The organism is Rothia sp. HMSC036D11 (assembly GCF_001814205.1).
GTDB classification, from domain to species: domain Bacteria; phylum Actinomycetota; class Actinomycetes; order Actinomycetales; family Micrococcaceae; genus Rothia; species Rothia dentocariosa.
The window spans coordinates 236,488-255,262 of sequence record NZ_KV815315.1 but is presented as its reverse complement, the minus strand read 5'-3'; the positions used below and the strand labels follow the sequence as shown (position 1 = coordinate 255,262).

Below are 18,775 nucleotides of genomic sequence, written 5' to 3'. Positions count from 1 at the left end.
ACCTTCTTAAGGATAGTTCACCATCCTAGCGTTTATAGTATGTTCGCATGGTATTTAGACGACTTATGCCTCACGCTGAACTTACATACATAGGATGCTGTAGCCTAAGCTCCACGTAGATAAGCTTCAAAATAGACCACCCGTATCTTGAGATAGCTGCTTTACTCGCCTCAAGATACGGATGCTCTTAGAAAATAAAAGATTCTAATATTGGCTGCCCAACAAAAGGATCGATTGCCAATGCAATGAAAAGAATCGTTAAGTATGTGATGGACCCGAAAAATACCACCATAGCGGTACGGCTTGTCGCTACCTGCTGGAGAGCTAAATAATGGAGCTTGTGGCAGTGGTAGAGGAACCATGCACCAGCGGTAGCCGCGCTAACGCCGTACACCCAGCCCGCGCCTCCAATAGGGATCAGTAGAAGCGAACAGATAACCATAGCCCAGCCGTAGAGTACGACTTGCACGGAAACCGCTTGAGCCGGAGCGATAGCACCCAGCATAGGAACACCGGCTGCTTTATAATCCTCCGCGTATTTCATAGAAAGTGGCCAATAGTGCGGAGGAGTCCAGAGAAAAATTACTGTAAAGAGAATTAAAGCTGGCCATTCAATGGTATTGCGAACAGCTGCCCATGCAATTAGGACAGGCATACACCCGGCAATCCCACCCCACACAATATTCTGAGTAGTGCGCTTCTTTAAATACATGGAGTAGAAGACTACATAGAGCAAAATAGCGGCAAGCCCTAAAAGCCCAGAGAGGGGATTTACCATAGTCCACAAATATACGACGGAGATAACAGCAAGTGCCCATGCGAAGACGAGTGCTTCTCGGTCTGTTAGCTCTCCGGTAACTAGGGGGCGTTTTTCGGTTCGCTTCATTTTTCGGTCAATATCACGATCGATATAACAGTTGAAAGCGCAGGAAGCGCCAGCCGCCATGGCTCCGCCAAGAAGCGTATTTATGACTAACCAGAAACTGGGCATACCGTGTGCCGCAAACATCATTGTAGGAGCGGTTGTTACTAGAAGAAGCTCAATGATTTGGGGCTTTGTCAGGTGAATATACGCTTTTATTTTGCGTCCCAAGGTCATGTCCCTTGTTGCCCGCGGAGTAGGTACAGTCACCTCTGACGCCGCATGCGTGGAGGACGGAACCTCCTGAATTGTGTAACCCTTCATGATGGGCTCCTTGACATGTGTGCGTGTGCCTAATCTGCGCGTATCAATCTGTGGGGTAGGAGGTACTCACAGATAGGCATACCTTCGGCTCAAAGACGTGCAGGCGCAGGAATGCTCCTTAATAGTGTACGCCTAACCTTAAATAGCTACCAAGGCATGCCAGCAATAAACCCATATATGACATTGTGCGTTTACCGTGTGAATAACTCAGCTCTACGAAGTTGCTAGCCGCTGTTGAGCTAGGGCACGGGCCTTCTGAGAAGATAGGGTCAGCTGCCTTTCGATCAGCGATAGTGATGCCCAGGTAAACATACCCGACCCCAGCATATGTGCCTCAACGAGTAGAGGGGGAAGCCCCGTGTTGTACTGAATATAGCCAATCGCGCCCTGATAGACCATGATTGCTGCCAGTACAAGTAAAGATGATAAGAAAGCACGTGGCATGTCGTACTTCCGCACTAACACAAACATGATAACCAGCAGAAAAAGAAACGCCCACACTGCCCATGCATGAGCACGGGATACTGCGATAGCGTCGAACTCGTGGCGATGCGTGCGTGGATCACCCGCATGCGGACCAGTCCCAGTGACTACGGTACCCATAAAGAGTAAGAACGAAACTAACGCCAAACCAATCCAACCAAGTAGGCGGATAACACCACTTTTTTGTGGAGGAAATTCCCTAGTAATATCTTCGCGCTCAGAGACACCTGCCCTAAAATAGCGACGCACACGGTTTACCAAGATTGCCGCTAGCCCAATCATGATGGCAGAGGCGAGGTAATGGGCTGTTACCATCCAGGGATTAAGCCGCTGCCATACAGTAATGCCACCAATAACGGCCTGTAGCGGAATACCCCACAGGAGCAGTAAAGTCAGATTGAAAAGATCACTGTACTTTGATTCGTGCGCTCGTAATCCCGTAAAAAGCTTTGGAAAGATTGCTTTGACGTGGTGCACATCAGGCAGCGCAATGCGGAGAATCGCTAAGAATGCAAGGATAGTGATCACCATGAGTACAAAAGTGAGCATACGGTTACCGAATTCAACGAGCCCATGGATACCGTCGGCAGGGGTAGTTGTCCACTGTTCTGCAGTACACCGAGGCCAGGTATCGCATCCAAGGCCTGATCCCGTAAGGCGCACAACGGCACCAGTTACGATGAGTAAGAGATTGCTCAGAGCCGTACCCACCGCTGTATACAAAACCCAGGGGGTGTATTGGATGGGAGATAGTTTATTTTTGAGGGTAACTAGCATAAGAAAAGCCTTTTAAACCGTGTATGCGTTAGGAATGATCGTTGATGGTGCTGATTGATTCCAGAGCTCGTCCCGAAATCCTGAACCTAAGAGCGCTAATCGGACCATTTAAATTTACGTGAAGCAATAAAACCAATCACTAGTGTCCAGACAAGTAGCACAGCATGGGGAAGGGGTAAAAATATATCCTGTAGATAATCACCGCGAATCGCTTCACCTAGAGCGCCTGAAGGCAGGCACAGAATGATAATGCGGTACAGCTCAGGGAAATTATCCATTGGAATAAGGATCCCACCAGCGCTGGCCAGAACAACCCAGGCGATATTCACGATAGCCAAAGTTGCCTCAGCCCTCACCGTCCCAGCAACGAGTAAGCCTAGGGCTGTAAACGCGGCTGCCCCGAGTAATAAAGTGCTAAAAGAGCGATACATCGCAAAAATATCCGGACGCCATCCAAGCCCGACCCCAACAACGGTGACCATAACGAACTGTATGGCGATAACGGTGATAACTGCCAGCACCTTGCCAATAATAAGCCCGTTGCGTCCTAGAGGAGTGGTAGACAGAAAACGAAGAACACCGTACCGGCGGTCAAAACCAGTGGCAATCCCTTGACCAGAAAGTGCAGTTGAGACAACACAGAGAGCCAGTACCCCCGGCACTGCAACATTGATGCGGGTCGTATTCAACGCATCAGCGTAAGAATCCAGAAAGCTTGTATAGCGAAGTCCAAAAAGCGCCATCACGGGGAAGGCAATATTGAGCATCAGCTGTTCGCCATTTTTAAGCATGGCAAGAGTCTCATATTTACCTTGAGCTAGAATACGCTGAAAACTAGAAGCAGCGCGCGGATACGGATACTCGTTACCTTCTGTCATCTGCTGACTATCGGGGGCAGTGGGCAGCTCTGCATTTGTGGGGTTCATCGAATATCACGTCCCGAAATGTCCAAGAATACGTCTTCCAAAGTCTTCGGCTCCATCGTGAGAGAGTTAGGCATAAGGTAGTGATGTGCTAGGGCTGTCGTGAAAGCGGAAAGATGTTCGGGTGTAAGGGGACCACGGAGCTCATATTCGCCTAAGCCGCCTAGTGAGTATGGCATATGCTCGATAAGCTCTACATCCGTACGAAGATGTACAGGCAATAAGTCGTCACGCGTAGGTGAAGGGGCTTCTAACGTGAAATGAAGACGTACAATCCCGTCTCCTGATACAAGTTCAGGGACTGTGCCTTCACGCACCGTTTGACCATCATCAATAATATAGACATAATCCGCGAGCTTTTGCGCATCATCAATGAGATGGGTTGTTAAGATAATGGCGACTCCAGCCTCACGCTGCTCATGAATAATGTCAAAGACGACATTGCGAGACTGCGGATCAAGTCCTGCTGATGGTTCGTCTAAAAAGAGTACTGAAGGACGCCCAAGAAGGGCTGCTGCTAATGAGACACGTTGTTTTTGTCCCCCAGAAAGGCGTCGAATATTGGTGCCGTTAAAAGTATCTATTCCTAAACGATCAACAAGTTCACCGACAGGATAAGGATTGGCGTACATCTGAGCAACATGTTCAAGAAGTGGTACGGGACGTACGGCGTTAGGAAGCCCCCCATCCTGAAGCATGATACCGACGGAGGCCCGCATCTCTGGGGATGCCAGAAGAGGGTCTTCTGAAAGAAGCTGAATAGTGCCGGACGTAGGTTCAGTAAGCCCCTGGGCACATGCAAGAGTTGTAGTCTTACCTGCACCGTTAGCCCCCAAGAGTACAACAACCTCGCCGGGATAGACTTGAAGACTTATGTCAGCAACTGCGCGATGCATACCCTGAGCGGTAAGACGTTCAGGGTGTTTCTCGCGGAAAGAACGAGAGGGCTTAAATTCTTTGACGAGATGAGAAATCTTGAGTGCAGGATCGCTGCTAGTACCGCGAGCTGCTGAAATGTCTAATGCGGTAGCTGCTTGGTGTTGATAAGCTTCAGTTTCTGCCACCTCTCTATCTTAAGCCCTCAGAGAGTAATCTCTATGTTTCCCTCTAGGGATAGCATCTTTATGACGCGAGTTAGATCACGTCAAAGTGAGGATATGAACCGCTTAGCACCCTCATGGAAATGCCCGAAGAGCAAAAATACCTAGAGGCCTAAAGGCCGTATTATCTTTCACCGGTTCTTATGGCTTGCCGCAGCTAAGCAAGAGACTAAACGGTGTGGTGTGTGCAAGTAGGAAGACCTTACTAGCCAAGATTGAAGTAATTAGGACATACTTTAGTTGTGTATTCCGTGAACAAGACATCTCATCGAGGGCTTCAACAGCAGCCTTCCTCGCATAAGAAGTCAAGCTCTGGCGCACGTAAAGCGGAAGTTGAAGAACGCACCCGTGACCGGGTTCTTCGTGGTGTCCTGAACCATGGTCCCGTGTCTGCGGCAAGCTTGGGAGAACTTTTAAGCTTGACCCCCGCCGCTGTGCGTCGGCACCTTGATGCGCTTGAACAAGCAAACATGATTGAAGTTGCTTCTCTCAAACAATATGGGGCAGGTGCGGGGCGCCCAGCTCGACGGTACGTCATCGCACCTCAAGGTCACGAACGTCTAGGAAATGACTATTTGATGATTGCGCGCAACGCTCTTGAAATGTTGCGTGACACCGTTGGGGAGAGCGCACTTGAAACTTTTGCATCCGCACGGGCAGCCGAAATGGAGGCACGATACCGCCCTGTTGTGGAAGCGGCAGGGGAGGATGTTGCGGCGCGAGCCCAAGCTCTCGCTGAAGCCATGAGTCGTGATGGGTTTGTGACAACAGCGCAGATTACAGAACCACCTGCCGGTCGGCTCGCGCCGGGGAAATTGCTAGCTAGCATACAGCTCTGCCAAGGGCATTGCCCAATACGCGATCTGGCTGAAGATTTTCAGGTTTTCTGCGAACAAGAGACTGGGATTATTTCTGATCTTCTGGGCGTTGACGTACGTAGGCTATCAACGATGGCTGGAGGGGCTCACGTATGCACAACTCACGTTCCGCTCAATCATTTAACAGAACGTGTGAATTCTGAAAAACCGGAAACATCAGAAAGCATGCGGGGTAATTCGGCACGGTAGAAATTACCCCAACCTAGAGTGTGTTATTCCAAAGACTACCGAGCCCGCATCTGCGGAGCCGGATAAATTTCAATCCATCTAAGAAAGGCCGTAATGACTGAGCAAGTTGAGCAGAGTGCCAACGACACTGTCATTTCAGAGATTCTGGAGTTGAACCCTGAACTCGAGGGCATTGGCAATTACGAGTATGGTTGGGCAGACTCTGACGAGGCGGGCCAGTCCGCTAAGCGTGGTCTGGACGAAGCCGTAGTGCGTGACATCTCTGCGAAGAAGAATGAACCCCAGTGGATGCTGGATATGCGTCTGAAGGCATTGAAGTTTTTCGAGCGTAAGCCGATGCCAACCTGGGGGGCAGATCTTTCTGACATCGATTTCGATAACATCAAATACTTCGTGCGTTCTACCGAAGGTCAGGCTGAGTCTTGGGAAGAGCTTCCTGAAGATATCCGCGTGACATATGAACGTTTGGGTATTCCAGAAGCGGAACGTAACTCATTGGTCGCCGGTGTTGCCGCTCAGTATGAGTCTGAGGTTGTGTACCACCAGATCCGTGAAGACTTGGAGTCTCAAGGCGTTATCTTTGTTGATACCGATACCGGTTTGCGCGATTATCCTGAAATATTTAAGGAATACTTCGCCTCTATTATCCCTATCGGCGATAACAAGTTCTCCGCTCTTAATACTGCGGTGTGGTCTGGCGGATCATTTGTGTATGTTCCGCCGGGGGTACATGTTGAGATCCCCCTGCAGGCATATTTCCGCATTAATACTGAGAACATGGGGCAGTTTGAGCGTACCTTGATCATCGCAGATGAAGGGTCATATGTTCACTATATTGAGGGCTGCACCGCGCCTGTATACCGCTCTGACTCGCTGCACTCAGCAGTTGTCGAGATCGTTGTTAAGAAGAACGCCCGTGTTCGCTACACTACCATTCAGAACTGGTCGAACAACGTGTACAACCTGGTGACTAAACGAGCAGTCGCGCATGAGGGTGCCACTATGGAATGGGTTGATGGTAACATCGGCTCTAAGGTTACTCAGAAGTATCCTGCAGTATATATGGTTGGTGAACACGCCAAAGGCGAGACTCTGTCAATCGCGTTTGCTGGTGAAGGGCAGCATCAGGATACTGGTTCCAAGATGGTGCATATTGCCCCGAATACTTCTTCAACGATTGTTTCGAAGTCCGTGGCTCGTAACGGCGGACGTAGCGCATACCGCGGTCTAGTGCAGGTACGTGAAGGTGCGAAGCACTCGAAATCATCCGTGGTGTGTGATGCTCTCTTGGTTGATACTGTGTCGCGTTCAGATACCTACCCCTATGTCGACGTTCGTGAAGATGACGTTACGATGGGGCATGAAGCTACGGTTTCACGCGTTTCTGAAGAACAGCTCTTTTACCTCATGCAGCGTGGGCTGGCCGAGGATGAAGCAATGGCTATGATTGTGCGAGGCTTCGTTGAACCGATTGCTCGTGAGCTGCCCATGGAATACGCACTTGAACTTAACCGCCTCATCGAACTTCAGATGGAAGGATCTGTGGGCTAATGTCGACTAACGAAGAGACCCTGGGATATCACAGCCCAATTATTCCCGGTATGGATCAGGAAGGCGAGAAGCTCGCCTCTGAGCATGTCCATGATGATACTATTCTGCGTGCTACCGAGGAACACCATCAAGGCTCAAACCCTAATAACGTGCAGAAGGTTCTTGACGCTTCCCGCGCAGAACGGAAAACCTCATATAACGTTGCAGACTTTGAGCCACTTACTGGACGCGAGGAAGATTGGCGTTTTACCCCGCTGAAACGTTTGGGCGGTCTTCACCTTGACACTCTGCAGGCACAAGCTCCAGCTCCGAAGATCCAAGCACCTTCTGAAGTTATCCTTGAAGAAGTATCCCGTGAAGATGAGCGCATTGGTACAGCAGGTGTTCCTGAAGACCGTGTAGCTGCAAATGCATGGACTCATTTTAAGACAGCTACTGTGGTGACTATTCCCGCCGAAACCGAGCTTACTGAGCATATCGAAATAGATATTGACGGACAGCATTGTGATGCTGCTGCTCAACATATACTGGTCGAGGCTAAACCATTCTCGAAAGCGGTTGTTGTAATTCGGCATACCGGATCGGCTGTTCTGGCGCAGAACATAGAATTCCTGATACAAGATTCTGCACAGTTGAGCGTTATTACTCTTCAACAATGGAATGATGATGCGATCCACGCCTCTGCGCAGTATGCCAAGCTAGGGCGCGATGCTCGTTTCAAACATGTGTGCGTTTCATTGGGCGGTGATATGGTGCGTGTTACCCCTTCAACGAAATTCACGGAACCGGGCGCTGAGACAGAGATGTACGGTCTTTATTTTGTGGATGCTGGCCAGCACATCGAGTCACGTTTGTTTGTGGATCATTCTGTGCCCAACTGCAAGTCGCGAGTGACTTATAAAGGCGCATTGCAGGGCAAAGCAGCGCACTCCGTATGGGTTGGTGACGTCCTCATTGGTAAAGATGCGGAAGGTACGGACACCTATGAGCTGAACCGTAACCTCCTCTTGGAGATTGGTCCGCGCGCTGATTCCGTACCGAACTTGGAGATCGAGACTGGACGTATTGAAGGTGCCGGTCACGCATCAACAACCGGTCAGCTAGATGATGAGCATCTATGGTACCTACGGGCTCGTGGTATTCCGGAAGCTGAGGCACGTCGTCTAGTGGTCCGCGGATTCTTAAACGAGATTATCCAGCAGATTCGCGTACCAGAGCTTGAAACAGAACTTACTGATGCCCTTGAAGCAGAGCTTGCTCTCAGCAACAACTAAGCCTTATTAGGAGAAACAATGTCTACCCTTGAAATCAAGGATTTGCACGTCTCGGTCATTCTTGATGATGAAAAAACTAAGCCTATTCTCAAAGGCGTGAACTTAACCATTAACTCGGGTGAAATCCACGCTATTATGGGTCCAAATGGTTCCGGTAAATCTACTCTTGCCTCAACTATTGCCGGTCACCCCAAATACCAGATTGATTCCGGGCAGATACTGCTTGATGGTGACGATATTACCGAGATGAGTGTGGATGAGCGTGCTCGTGCTGGGCTGTTCCTCGCCATGCAGTACCCAGTCGAGATACCCGGTGTCACGATGTCTAACTTCCTGCGTGCTGCTAAAACTGCTGTGGACGGTAAGGCACCTAACTTACGAACCTGGACCAAAGACGTTAAAGAAGCTATGAACCATCTGGACATTGATCCTGCGTTCGTTGCTCGTAACGTCAATGAAGGTTTCTCCGGCGGTGAGAAGAAACGTCATGAGATTCTGCAGCTGGAGCTTTTGAAGCCCAAGTTCGGTATTCTTGATGAAACTGACTCCGGCCTTGACGTTGATGCTCTTAAAGTCGTGTCTTCCGGCGTGAACCGTGCTCACGAGGAAAATAATATGGGTGTTATGCTGATTACGCACTATACCCGCATCCTGCGTTATATTAAGCCCGAGTTTGTGCATGTTTTTGTAGACGGCAAAATGGTCGATCAGGGCGGTCCTGAACTTGCAGATCGTCTAGAAGAAGAAGGCTATGTAGCATACACTGGGAAGAAATAATCTTACTCAGTACGAACTACTTGTAAGAGGTGCATCATGACTGAGACAGTGCAAGCTCGTCCCTCGCAAGAGGAAATTGAGGAAGTCCTCAAGGAAGTCATTGACCCTGAACTTGGGGTAAATATCGTTGATTTGGGTCTGCTTTATGGCATGCGCTGGGATGATAATGGAGTCCTGATCCTAGATCTAACGCTTACCACAGCTGCATGTCCGCTACAGGACGTTATTGAGGAACAGGTGGAAGCAAATCTCGATAGTGTCGTTGCTGAATGGCGCGTGAACTGGGTATGGATGCCTCCGTGGGGGCCCGAACGCATTACTGAGGACGGCCGCGATATGATGCGCGCTCTCGGCTTCAACATTTAGCGTTGCCATACGTTTGTTTATGTTGTAAAGGGTTGGGTGCCTGGAACATTCCAGGCACCCAACCCTTTACCTATAATTCCACCTGATATAAAACTAGTCGTTCACATGTTTTCGGTTACACCTAAGAATCTGAGTGATTTACTGTATTTCTTCGCCAGACGTTTGCGAGTATCTTCGTCAAGGTGGGAAACACGTTCCGGGTCAGTGTTATCGGCAATGTCAGCACGTTTGACCCACAGCGCAATTTCATTGGCGCGAACTCTCGCCATAGATGACTCCAGAGGTTCATGCGGACGTTTGGTGAGCGCATCAACGGCATCAATAATGCGGGCTGAAAAGTACCGAGCAAGGTAAGGGAGAGTGACTTCTGTATCCTCTACGGTATCGTGCAATAACGCCACGATCTGTGCTTCTGTGCGAAGCTCTTCAGGGGCAATTTCGCGCACTTTAAAAGCAACCCGTCGCGGATGAGATATATAAGGCCAACCGTTTTTATCGACCTGTCCAAGGTGGGCGTTGTCAGCGATACTATCCGCGAGACGGATCATTTCTTTGAAATATGAATTCATCGTTGTCTCCTTCATCAACGTGATACTTCTAATGTACTCTGTACGTCATTGTGCTGCGTTACTGCTTGTCATACATCAGAGCTTCTTTGCTTCTAGCTGGATGCATGTGAGATTTTCACATGTTAAAAGACCGGTCTCCAACCCATATATAACTTCCTACTACTGTACGCCCTACCCCTTGAGCATTACGCAAGGAGGGAAGGTTGTCGGCATGGATTGTTCCCCATAGTATATCTTGAGGATTTACTTGAGGTAATTTGAGGAGGTTTTTAATACCGTGACGTAGAACTGCATTCCCTAGCCCTCGTCTGCGAAAAGGCGCATCTAGACATAGCTCTTCGACGCCAAACCCTCTAAGTCCTTGTTCGCCTCTGCGATCTAGAGTCAAAAATCCTGCCGAGGAGTTATCCACTGTAATATGCCAACCTGTTCCTTGACGTATAGCATCTTCAAATGATTCTTCTCCCTGAGGAGTGGCCCACTCAAAAAAATGAGGGTTCTTAACTGCAATAGATTCATATATGCGCTGCGTTTCGTAACTGGCAGCAGAAGCATCAGCAGGAGAAAGCGGGATGAGCTCTACTCGATCATAATTCTTCGGCCACAAGCGTTTGTCTAACTCACCTAGAGCCCCGGCGACAATGTGCATGTCAATAGTTGTTGCACGAGAACCAGGGACTGAACCAAGGCCACGTACAAGCCGATCTACTTTACCTGGCACAAAGAAACGTGTGCATATAGGACGGAAGCTTTCATAGTGGCGAAGCAAAGATTGGCTTAGAGCTGCGATATAGACTGTAGCACAAGGAATATTCGTAGCTATTACATCTATAAAAGGTCGATTCAGATCTTGCCCACGGTATCGAATTCCTGTAAGCGCTTGGTATGTGGCATGTGAATCCGTTATCGAAAAGAATCTATTGGCCCAGTCTTGTGTGTCTTGCGTAGGTATGTAGTTGAATTGGTTCTGTAGAAGAGGACTTATATGATCTCGATACCCCGCACCAAACTCTGAGGAAGCACGTTCCGTAATGTCTGCCGTGAAGTCTTCTGTACACTGCCGTGAAATCTCTTTGGCAGAGTAGTACATATGGAAATTCCGAGGGACCCAAGAGCGAGAGAGAAAGTCGTGGGCTTGTTCTGCGGGAAGGTTTTCTAGGATAAGCATAGAGACACCCTAACACATGTGATGTGTAACATGCTTATATTCGATTTATGAAACTTATTCTGTTTTAAAAGAGATAAAAATCATAGTATATGAATGTCAAATAACAGATAGTTTTGAAATGCTTTGAGGGTATATCATATCTCTTGCTTAGGATGCTTTGGACTCGCCCCAAATCTAGCGTAGAAATCTGTTGTACGAGGCAGAAACTAACCGAAAACTCAGGTAAACTGGTGGGAACCAAGCATCGGAGACACCATGGCGGAACTCTATAAGAAGTTCACCTCTTTATATCCTTATCCGCATCTGCGGATAGCCCCTGGCGCTCCCAGCAGTTATATTCACCATTTGTATCTTAACCGTTTGGCGGATGGGCGATCCTACGGGTTTACCCCGGTTCTGGTCGTACTTGACGATCTTCTTCTGTCTACTATTCAGAACAATATATCGGCACGCACGAAAAACCCGCCAGCGGATATTAGTGCTGAGTACGTTACATCCTACGCCCAAGATATATTGGCAGAACACCAAAAGCGCCTTGATAAGGATTCATTAGAAATTCTCGTGCATAAAATATTGGCTCGGGCTGACTCGACTTTATTCGAGAACTATTATGAAGGATTTTTAACGTCGCAGGTAACGGTTCCTCGCGGCATTGCACCTGCTCTACGTGCGCCTGCCCATCTGACATTCGTATCAAGCCTGATGAACGAAGATGAGACTCTGGATAATTCAGCTGAGATTATCTTGCTTGAAATCCCTACAACGTCCCCATCAGACGTCTTTGCGTATCTGCCGTTTGGCGGGTGGGAAGACGTCCCAAGTGCGGAAGACATGCTAGCACTCGCGCAGTATTGGTATGAGCGGGATAATGCTATTCCAGCTGTTATTGCAGCAACCTATCTTGAGTTTTACACTGCAGAGCCAATCACAACATTGCGCGACGCCGAGGTGCTTGCTTTAGAGCAGGGGATAATAAGTCGAGCGCTAAAGCCCACGAGTTATGAGGATCTCTCATGTGTCGTGAAAGGGCTTTATAACAAGCCTTCGTGGTTCGTATGGTGGGAATAGTTTTGCTTAGCCGGGAATGATGTTTCTGGTGCCGTAAAAGAAAATTCCTTTTTAGAGTTCCAAGCCCCGTGCGGTTAAAACGTCCCCAGTTATTTGGGCATACCCTACTGTTTGTACCACAAGAGGTACAAGAAGCCTCCATGCGGAACGCTTAGGTAAACCGCGTGCGTGAGCGGCATGTTGTAAAGCTCCCCAGCTATCCATAATGGCGGGGATAGACCGTATGACCAGAGCAAGCATTAGTCCCACGCGTTCAGGAGATATACCTAGAAGTTTAAGTGGTGTGAGTAACCAGATGATTCCGTCAAGTACAAGAGGTAGCGGAGTAGTCGTAAGAAGAATCCGTGAGATTAGGACGGCGTCTAGCATAGTGCACATGACGTCTACCGCATTTTGCCACGTACCCCAAAAGAGATAATAAAGCCCTAAAAGAATTATAAGCCATCGCAGCGTATAGACGATTTTTAAGAGCGTGCGGATGCGCATCCCAGCTGACCAAGACAAGATAAAACAAAAGAACAGAACGTATAGTGCTACTTCCCAACCGGTCACCGCGAGCGCGAGCAGTAAACAAGCGCAGAGGCTGCTCTTGCCCCAAAGCGGCGTGCGATGCAACAGCGAATTCCCCGGAGCGTAGCTTCCAATAAGTAAACTGCCGAGGAACGTCGTATGATGCAACCTATGAGCGGTTCGATTCACGCAGTTATATCCTTCCTGGACTACCCGAGTTGTATATCATACAGAGGGGTTTTCGTTGGGAAAGCCTTGTTCACAATATAAACGGTATTGTTGAACCGCTTCGTGCGCTTCGCCATGGTATATAAGCTCTCCATTATGGATAATGACTGCTTCATCGCATGTCTCCGCCAAGCCGAGGTCGTGGGTACTGATAATAAGCATCTGATTGAGACTATTCAGAAGGTTTATCAGCCGTGTTCGATTACGTAGATCAAGAAGAGTCGTAGGCTCATCAAGTAAGAGGATTTGTGGTTCTACCGCTAAAATCCCAGTGAGGGCTACAAGTTGTTTCTCTCCGCTGGAGAGAGAAAAAATGCTCTGATCAGCCTTGTCGTCGAGACCTTGTTGAGCAAGCAGCTTATGTGCTTGCTCTAGGCGTTGAGTTCGGTTGAGAGAGCTATGCCGACGGAGGCTAAGCTCTAGATCTTCGAGAACTGTAGGCATGATAAGCTGCGCATCTGGGTTAGCGAAGAGCATACCTATAGACCGACGAGTTATCTGTGGACATTCGGAGATATCTACTCCACATACCTTTATGATTCCCTGGGAGGGTCGAGTAATACCGTTAAAAAGCCCTAAAAAGGTTGACTTTCCCATGCCGTTAAGCCCAATAACCGCAGTTTTAGGTGCGGTTAAAGAGACTGATACATGGTCGATAATATTTCGAGTTTGTCCGTGAGCGTTTTCAGCTGACACGGTAACTGCATCAAGTTCAAGGGACGGGGGAGCGGACGGCATCGTTGGTGCTTCGCGCTCAATTTTGGCGCTACTTTTCTTGGAAAAAAACATCCTCAATTACCTGCGAGCTTTTGAGCGCACTAACCCAGGAAATGCCCGATGCACAGCAGACGCCACGATAGACGCAACGATAGATTTAAGAAGGTCTGGAAGAGCAAATGAAGCCGCGATGACAAACGCATGGGTAAATTCCATATGTCCGTTGGTCATAAGCCCTAAGATACCTCCTGCAGAAATTACCACGAAGCCTACCATAGCGCAGAAGATGCACAGGATAGCGGTAAGCCAGGAATTGAGCTTTCTACGGATTACTGTATAAGCTAGCGTCCCAGCCAATAACGCGCCCAGAGGATAGGCTAGAAGATAGCCACCGGTTGGCGTCGCAAGCGTACCAAACCCTGAAGCACCTTTAGCAAAGATTGGTAGCCCTAGACACCCTAACAGTACGTAGAGGAGAGTTGCTATAAAAGCTCGAAAACCACCGAGTACTAGAGCGGTGGTGTAGATAGCGAAAGGGCCAAGAGCTAAAGGAATCGGGACACCTGGGATTGGTAGCGCCAGAGGACTAAGAACCGCGATAAATGCTGCGAAGACTGCTATAAGAGCTATATTGCGCCCTGGTGATTGATCTGGGGCATAAGAGTTAGGCACGAGAGTTGATCCTTAAAAATATGAAGTCGTGTGTGGCTGATTATGACGTTCGGTGTCAAAATCGAGGGTAGTACCGCCCTCGACGCCGCTGGGGTCTTATATATTCTTATATACCTTCCTACCATAGAAAACGCATATGTAACATATATGACGTTTTACGGAGACTATCGGGTGTCAGCGTCTTCTAGCGTAACTCACGTAGAATAGATGGGTTGTTAAACTCCTCATTCACTAACTGTTTTGTTGATTCTCGGAAGGGACATGTTGTGATTTCAGTACAGAATTTAGAGCTCCGCGCGGGTGCCCGTCTGTTAATGGAAGATGTAACCTTTCGGGTAGATAATGGGGACAAGATCGGTTTAGTGGGGCGTAATGGGGCCGGGAAAACCACTATGACAAAAGTCTTGGCGGGATTAGCTCTACCAGCAGAAGGTACAGTCACCCGGTCCGGCTCTATCGGATACCTTCCTCAAGACCCCAAAGTCGATGATATGACTCAACTGGCGCGTGATCGTATTCTTTCAGCCCGCGGACTTGACGGAGTAGCCAAGAAAATGCGCCAAGCTCAAGAAGATATGGCGAGTGAAGATGAGAGCATACGTACAAAGGGTATGCGGCGCTATGATCGTCTTGAGGCTGAGTTTATTGCTGGCGGTGGCTATGCCGCAGAATCTGAAGCCGCAGTTATAACCTCCAACTTGGATCTGCCTGAACGAGTACTCGCGCAACCTCTTGAGACTCTATCTGGTGGGCAGCGTCGTCGTGTGGAGTTAGCACGTATCTTGTTTTCAGCTGCCGATACGATGCTACTTGATGAACCAACAAACCATTTGGATGCGGACTCCATTTTATGGTTGCGTGAGTTCCTGAAAAATTTTTCGGGTGGTTTGCTGGTTATTAGCCACGATGTTGAGCTCATGGAGCTGGTAGTTAACCGTGTGTTTTATCTTGATGCAAATCGTTGCGTGATTGACCAGTACAACATGGGGTGGAAGAACTATCTGAGCCAGCGTGAGCAAGATGAACATCGTCGTAAGCGTGAGCGTGCTAATGCTCAGAAGAAAGCTCAAGCACTCATGGAACAGGCTAATAAAATGCGGGCAAAGGCAACTAAAGCCGTGGCGGCTCAACAGATGATAAAGCGTGCTGAACGTATGATGCGGGGGCTGGAAGACGAACGCCAAACAGATAAAGTTGCTGCTATCCGCTTTCCTGAACCTGCCCCGTGCGGTAAGACCCCGCTGTCTGCACAAAGTCTTTCAAAATCCTACGGCTCACTTGAAATTTTTACCGATGTTGATCTGGCTATTGACCGTGGTTCTCGTGTTGTCGTCTTGGGGCTGAATGGTGCTGGTAAAACTACTTTGCTACGTATGTTAGCTGGCAACACTGCTCCTGACACCGGCGAAGTTGTCTATGGGCATGGAGCTAAGATCGGGTATTTCGCGCAGGAACATGAGATTCTCGATGGTGAGCGAACTGTTTTAGAAAATATGAAATCTGCCGCGCCGGATCTTGATGATACGCGGGTACGCACTATCCTCGGTTCATTCCTTTTTTCTGGTGACGATGTGGAGAAATCAGCAGGTGTACTTTCCGGAGGGGAGAAAACTCGTCTTTCATTAGCAACTTTGGTCGCTTCGAGCGCCAATATACTTCTCTTGGATGAACCGACTAACAACCTTGATCCTGCATCTCGTAAAGAGATTCTGAACGCGCTCAAAGCCTATAAAGGCGCTATCGTTATGGTATCCCACGACGAAGGAGCTGTGGAGGCTCTAAACCCCGAACGTGTTCTTTTGCTTCCGGACGCAGTTGAAGACCTCTGGTCGAAGGAGTATCAGGATCTTATCTCACTTGCCTAGACGCAATCTGCTCTTAGGACAAGGAAAAGGTGTTTACCTAGGCATCTGTATGTGATGTAACGCGTGGGAATGCTCCTAACCTTTGTGGGTATAGGTGTGTATGTAAACTGGCGCATAAGTGAAAGTGCTATGAAACTTTGAATATATCCTTAGAGCTTTCGCATATTATGTTGGCTATGTGGGATTTTCCGGCTAGGAGACCCCCTCTTTACTTGATTTAATGATATATTGTGTGGGTTTTATAAAAATATAGTGTGTATCTGCCTACATTGTGGGTTTTTGGCTGGAAAACCAATACATGAGCGGGTTAGACTTGAGTTGTTCCCGCAAATGCGAGGATGCAAAAGCACAGATTTTCGACTCTGACGAGCCGGATTAGCGCAGGTAGAGAGATTCTATCTGATCGTAAAAGGAGAACAGCCTATGCATAACACTGAGTACGAAAAGTACCCCACCTCCGGTGAAGAGAACGTCGAGGTTGACGTCTTCTGGCCCATCCAGGACGCTTAAGTCTTGGCAAGACTGAGGTAAAAAGGTTTTATCTCCCGCTCCTAACCATATGGTTAGGAGCGGGAGATTCTTTGTTTGATGCTCAAGAAATAATAAAGTTATGGAGTGGGTAAGGGCAGAAACCTAAAAGAGCTGCCGTGTACCAAACGATATAACAGGTTAGGCAGAGAATAAGGACCTTTTCCCGGATGCTTCCTGCATCACCTAAAAGTGGGAGTGCCATGTAGCCGCTTTTCTTCCAGAGGGAAGAGGCAACAAGTGGTTTAACCGTAATGGGATATAGCGGGAGAATACCTCGGGTGGTCAGTGCGTCACCTATAACATGTAAGGTTGCGCCCACTGAAATGGCCCAGGGAAGAAGCTCTAAAGAATGAGTGGTATACGCAGCATAGCCTAGGGCGCAAGCCCCAATCCAACCTCCTGGAGCTCCTAAAATCCGCAAAGCCAGACCTCCTGAGAATGCGGCGAGAGCAAGGGACAACCACGGAATACTTTGGTAAGTGAGTGTACTGCCAAAGTATGCGATAGCCCAGAACGCGATGATCCCTAAAATTGAGTGCGTTCCCTTTCGGTGCCCTCCACTGATAAGGCCTACAATCCGGGCGATCCAACCTGATACAGGAGGTATAGAACGAGCGATAGAACCATTATGGTGGTCGATATCTGGTAATACTCCTGCGCCAGCACAGGCAAGGGTTGTAACAATGAGGGTAGGAGTATTAGGGATTTGGATTACACCAAGTTCTGAGAGAACCAACCAGCCAGCGGCAGCGCTGACGGTATGAGAATAACCCATCATGTGTGACGAAACCCCTCGTATTATTTCGAAACTATATATGAGATCTTAGATCCAGTATACAGGGAAAATTCGAAAAAGGTTTCGATTTTTATGGTGGGTTACTTCCATATCCCTGCAGGAAAGCCTGGCGGTTACGGCCGTTCTAACCTGTCCAGGAAAGCGTCTTCTTCCTCTTCATCGGTCAGACGCGAGTGTTTCTTGGCAGGGCGGGGGCGTACAATAGATTTCATATGAGAAGGCATATCGTCGATCATATCCATCTTGCGAAGCACAACGGTTTCATCCTCATGCCCAATATAACTGCCATCCTCGGCATAGAACTGCCTATAATAGCGTTCTAGCTCCTGGGCTACCTGAGCATCTAATTCATCATTACGAACTTTTTGCCGTGCACTCCAGGCATAAACAGCATAAATAAGAACTGCAAAAGCATACCATTGCATAGAATAGGACAGATTAGGTCCATTATCGAGTTCAGGTTCGGATTTCTGTACAGGCCGTTGCACAGGCGTAGGTTCTTCAGAGTCCAGCAGACCGTAAGCCCCAGCGGCAACAGGTAAATGCGTACGTTCGCCGATTTCCTGAAGGTTGATAGACGCGACTTGGCCTTCGGGAGCATCCTTACCTGTAGTGCTCTCTCCTTGGTGGACTCGCGCCACAACAATAACATCATTTGCTGGTGGCGCAGGGACTTCGGTGCTGGGACGTGAAGCATCTGAAGAACTTGCCGACATCCAACCCCTATTGATAATGACTATTTCACCAGTATCTGCACGAAAAGGGACCAATACTTCGAACCCATTTTGTCCCTGATAAGGACGGTTGCGTACCAGTAGCTGTTGATCGGCGATATACCGACCACGAAGGGATACAGGGTGCCACTGCGACCCCGAATCAAAGTCTTGAAAAATTGTAGGATGGTCTTGGAAACTATAGGGAGTTGCGTGATAATTCTGCACGATTAGTGAGTTACGCCAATCTAAAGCCTCTTTTCGGCTCATCTGCCAACCAGCTAGATAAACACAGATTATCGAGAAAATAATGCACAGCACGAAAGAGCCTATCCACTTACCCGTGAAGAGAAAACGGTATGCACCCATAGCGAATTCCTCATGCCTTTCGAAGCTGATATGAGCCTATAAAAATAGATGTGTATATAGAGACG

General features: G+C 48.5%; 18 protein-coding genes. 7 read left to right on the top strand and 11 right to left on the bottom strand.

Annotated features, from left to right (window positions below; all coding sequences use genetic code 11):
* Positions 1-187: 187 nt before the first annotated feature.
* From HMPREF2958_RS09275 to HMPREF2958_RS09260, 4 genes are all read right to left on the bottom strand, one after another.
* Complete coding sequence (locus HMPREF2958_RS09275) at positions 188-1,099, bottom strand: heme o synthase (protein WP_048754087.1); 912 nt, start codon at positions 1,097-1,099, stop codon at positions 188-190.
* Between the two features lie 300 nt (positions 1,100-1,399).
* Complete coding sequence (locus HMPREF2958_RS09270; protein ID WP_070523844.1) at positions 1,400-2,446, bottom strand: COX15/CtaA family protein; 1,047 nt, start codon at positions 2,444-2,446, stop codon at positions 1,400-1,402.
* Positions 2,447-2,541: 95 nt separating this feature from the next.
* Entirely contained in the window at positions 2,542-3,372 is an 831-nt protein-coding gene (locus HMPREF2958_RS09265; RefSeq protein ID WP_083313739.1) for an ABC transporter permease, read from the bottom strand.
* On the bottom strand, positions 3,369-4,433 hold the full coding sequence (locus HMPREF2958_RS09260) for an ABC transporter ATP-binding protein (RefSeq protein WP_070697791.1): 1,065 nt from the start codon (positions 4,431-4,433) through the stop codon (positions 3,369-3,371). The genes HMPREF2958_RS09265 and HMPREF2958_RS09260 overlap by 4 nt, the downstream gene beginning before the upstream one ends.
* Before the next feature lie 278 nt (positions 4,434-4,711).
* Here HMPREF2958_RS09260 and HMPREF2958_RS09255 point away from each other — a divergent pair, with 278 nt between their 5' ends.
* The 5 genes from HMPREF2958_RS09255 to HMPREF2958_RS09235 all read left to right on the top strand — a co-directional run bounded on the left by HMPREF2958_RS09255 (position 4,712) and on the right by HMPREF2958_RS09235 (position 9,504).
* Entirely contained in the window at positions 4,712-5,536 is an 825-nt protein-coding gene (locus HMPREF2958_RS09255; protein WP_013399036.1) for a helix-turn-helix transcriptional regulator, read from the top strand.
* Between the two features lie 93 nt (positions 5,537-5,629).
* Positions 5,630-7,087 carry a Fe-S cluster assembly protein SufB gene (gene sufB, locus HMPREF2958_RS09250; protein WP_004004625.1) on the top strand — a complete coding sequence of 486 codons (1,458 nt, stop codon included), beginning with the start codon at positions 5,630-5,632 and terminating at the stop codon, positions 7,085-7,087.
* Positions 7,087-8,361: a Fe-S cluster assembly protein SufD gene (gene sufD / locus HMPREF2958_RS09245; RefSeq protein WP_070697790.1), complete on the top strand. Its 1,275-nt coding sequence runs from the start codon at positions 7,087-7,089 to the stop codon at positions 8,359-8,361. The genes sufB and sufD overlap by 1 nt, the downstream gene beginning before the upstream one ends.
* 18 nt (positions 8,362-8,379) lie before the next feature.
* Entirely contained in the window at positions 8,380-9,138 is a 759-nt protein-coding gene (sufC, locus tag HMPREF2958_RS09240; RefSeq protein WP_004004627.1) for a Fe-S cluster assembly ATPase SufC, read from the top strand.
* A 36-nt stretch (positions 9,139-9,174) separates the two neighbouring features.
* On the top strand, positions 9,175-9,504 hold the full coding sequence (locus HMPREF2958_RS09235) for a metal-sulfur cluster assembly factor (RefSeq protein WP_004004628.1): 330 nt from the start codon (positions 9,175-9,177) through the stop codon (positions 9,502-9,504).
* A 101-nt stretch (positions 9,505-9,605) separates the two neighbouring features.
* Here HMPREF2958_RS09235 and HMPREF2958_RS09230 read toward each other — a convergent pair whose 3' ends face one another.
* Together HMPREF2958_RS09230 and HMPREF2958_RS10805 are read right to left on the bottom strand one after the other, a co-directional pair.
* Positions 9,606-10,073 carry an HD domain-containing protein gene (locus tag HMPREF2958_RS09230; protein WP_246828104.1) on the bottom strand — a complete coding sequence of 156 codons (468 nt, stop codon included), beginning with the start codon at positions 10,071-10,073 and terminating at the stop codon, positions 9,606-9,608.
* Between the two features lie 115 nt (positions 10,074-10,188).
* Complete coding sequence (locus tag HMPREF2958_RS10805; protein ID WP_246828103.1) at positions 10,189-11,163, bottom strand: GNAT family N-acetyltransferase; 975 nt, start codon at positions 11,161-11,163, stop codon at positions 10,189-10,191.
* Positions 11,164-11,496: 333 nt separating this feature from the next.
* Between HMPREF2958_RS10805 and HMPREF2958_RS09225 the strand changes: the two genes are divergently transcribed.
* Positions 11,497-12,309, top strand: a complete 813-nt coding sequence (locus HMPREF2958_RS09225; RefSeq protein ID WP_070697789.1) for a DUF4253 domain-containing protein — start codon at positions 11,497-11,499, stop codon at positions 12,307-12,309.
* Between the two features lie 51 nt (positions 12,310-12,360).
* Here the strand turns inward: HMPREF2958_RS09225 and HMPREF2958_RS11265 are convergent, their stop codons facing one another.
* From HMPREF2958_RS11265 to HMPREF2958_RS09210, 3 genes are all read right to left on the bottom strand, one after another.
* Entirely contained in the window at positions 12,361-12,678 is a 318-nt protein-coding gene (locus HMPREF2958_RS11265) for a CbiQ family ECF transporter T component (RefSeq protein ID WP_371441429.1), read from the bottom strand.
* Positions 12,679-13,044: 366 nt separating this feature from the next.
* Positions 13,045-13,785, bottom strand: coding sequence for an energy-coupling factor ABC transporter ATP-binding protein (locus tag HMPREF2958_RS09215; protein ID WP_246828102.1), 741 nt, complete (start codon positions 13,783-13,785; stop codon positions 13,045-13,047).
* 57 nt (positions 13,786-13,842) lie between these two features.
* On the bottom strand, positions 13,843-14,436 hold the full coding sequence (locus HMPREF2958_RS09210; RefSeq protein WP_070523867.1) for a biotin transporter BioY: 594 nt from the start codon (positions 14,434-14,436) through the stop codon (positions 13,843-13,845).
* Positions 14,437-14,702: 266 nt separating this feature from the next.
* On the opposite strand from HMPREF2958_RS09210, the gene abc-f reads away from it, so the two are divergent.
* Positions 14,703-16,301, top strand: a complete 1,599-nt coding sequence (abc-f, locus tag HMPREF2958_RS09205; RefSeq protein WP_070697786.1) for a ribosomal protection-like ABC-F family protein — start codon at positions 14,703-14,705, stop codon at positions 16,299-16,301.
* A gap of 592 nt (positions 16,302-16,893) precedes the next feature.
* Here the strand turns inward: abc-f and HMPREF2958_RS10800 are convergent.
* Positions 16,894-17,607: a metal-dependent hydrolase gene (locus HMPREF2958_RS10800; protein ID WP_246828118.1), complete on the bottom strand. Its 714-nt coding sequence runs from the start codon at positions 17,605-17,607 to the stop codon at positions 16,894-16,896.
* 134 nt (positions 17,608-17,741) lie between these two features.
* Positions 17,742-18,710, bottom strand: coding sequence for an SURF1 family cytochrome oxidase biogenesis protein (locus HMPREF2958_RS09200; protein WP_070697785.1), 969 nt, complete (start codon positions 18,708-18,710; stop codon positions 17,742-17,744).
* Between the last annotated feature and the right edge of the window lie 65 nt (positions 18,711-18,775).

Bases quoted from the DNA above. Each gene is read 5' to 3' on its own strand.
- HMPREF2958_RS09275 (WP_048754087.1), bottom strand. From the start codon at position 1,099: ATGACCTTGGGACGCAAAATAAAAGCGTATATTCACCTGACAAAGCCC.
- HMPREF2958_RS09270 (WP_070523844.1), bottom strand. From the start codon at position 2,446: ATGCTAGTTACCCTCAAAAATAAACTATCTCCCATCCAATACACCCCC.
- HMPREF2958_RS09265 (WP_083313739.1), bottom strand. From the start codon at position 3,372: ATGAACCCCACAAATGCAGAGCTGCCCACTGCCCCCGATAGTCAGCAG.
- sufB (WP_004004625.1), top strand. From the start codon at position 5,630: ATGACTGAGCAAGTTGAGCAGAGTGCCAACGACACTGTCATTTCAGAG.
- sufD (WP_070697790.1), top strand. From the start codon at position 7,087: ATGTCGACTAACGAAGAGACCCTGGGATATCACAGCCCAATTATTCCC.
- sufC (WP_004004627.1), top strand. From the start codon at position 8,380: ATGTCTACCCTTGAAATCAAGGATTTGCACGTCTCGGTCATTCTTGAT.
- HMPREF2958_RS09235 (WP_004004628.1), top strand. From the start codon at position 9,175: ATGACTGAGACAGTGCAAGCTCGTCCCTCGCAAGAGGAAATTGAGGAA.
- HMPREF2958_RS09230 (WP_246828104.1), bottom strand. From the start codon at position 10,073: ATGAATTCATATTTCAAAGAAATGATCCGTCTCGCGGATAGTATCGCT.
- HMPREF2958_RS10805 (WP_246828103.1), bottom strand. From the start codon at position 11,163: ATGTACTACTCTGCCAAAGAGATTTCACGGCAGTGTACAGAAGACTTC.
- HMPREF2958_RS09225 (WP_070697789.1), top strand. From the start codon at position 11,497: ATGGCGGAACTCTATAAGAAGTTCACCTCTTTATATCCTTATCCGCAT.
- HMPREF2958_RS11265 (WP_371441429.1), bottom strand. From the start codon at position 12,678: ATGCTAGACGCCGTCCTAATCTCACGGATTCTTCTTACGACTACTCCG.
- HMPREF2958_RS09215 (WP_246828102.1), bottom strand. From the start codon at position 13,785: ATGCCGTCCGCTCCCCCGTCCCTTGAACTTGATGCAGTTACCGTGTCA.
- HMPREF2958_RS10800 (WP_246828118.1), bottom strand. From the start codon at position 17,607: ATGGGTTATTCTCATACCGTCAGCGCTGCCGCTGGCTGGTTGGTTCTC.
- HMPREF2958_RS09200 (WP_070697785.1), bottom strand. From the start codon at position 18,710: ATGGGTGCATACCGTTTTCTCTTCACGGGTAAGTGGATAGGCTCTTTC.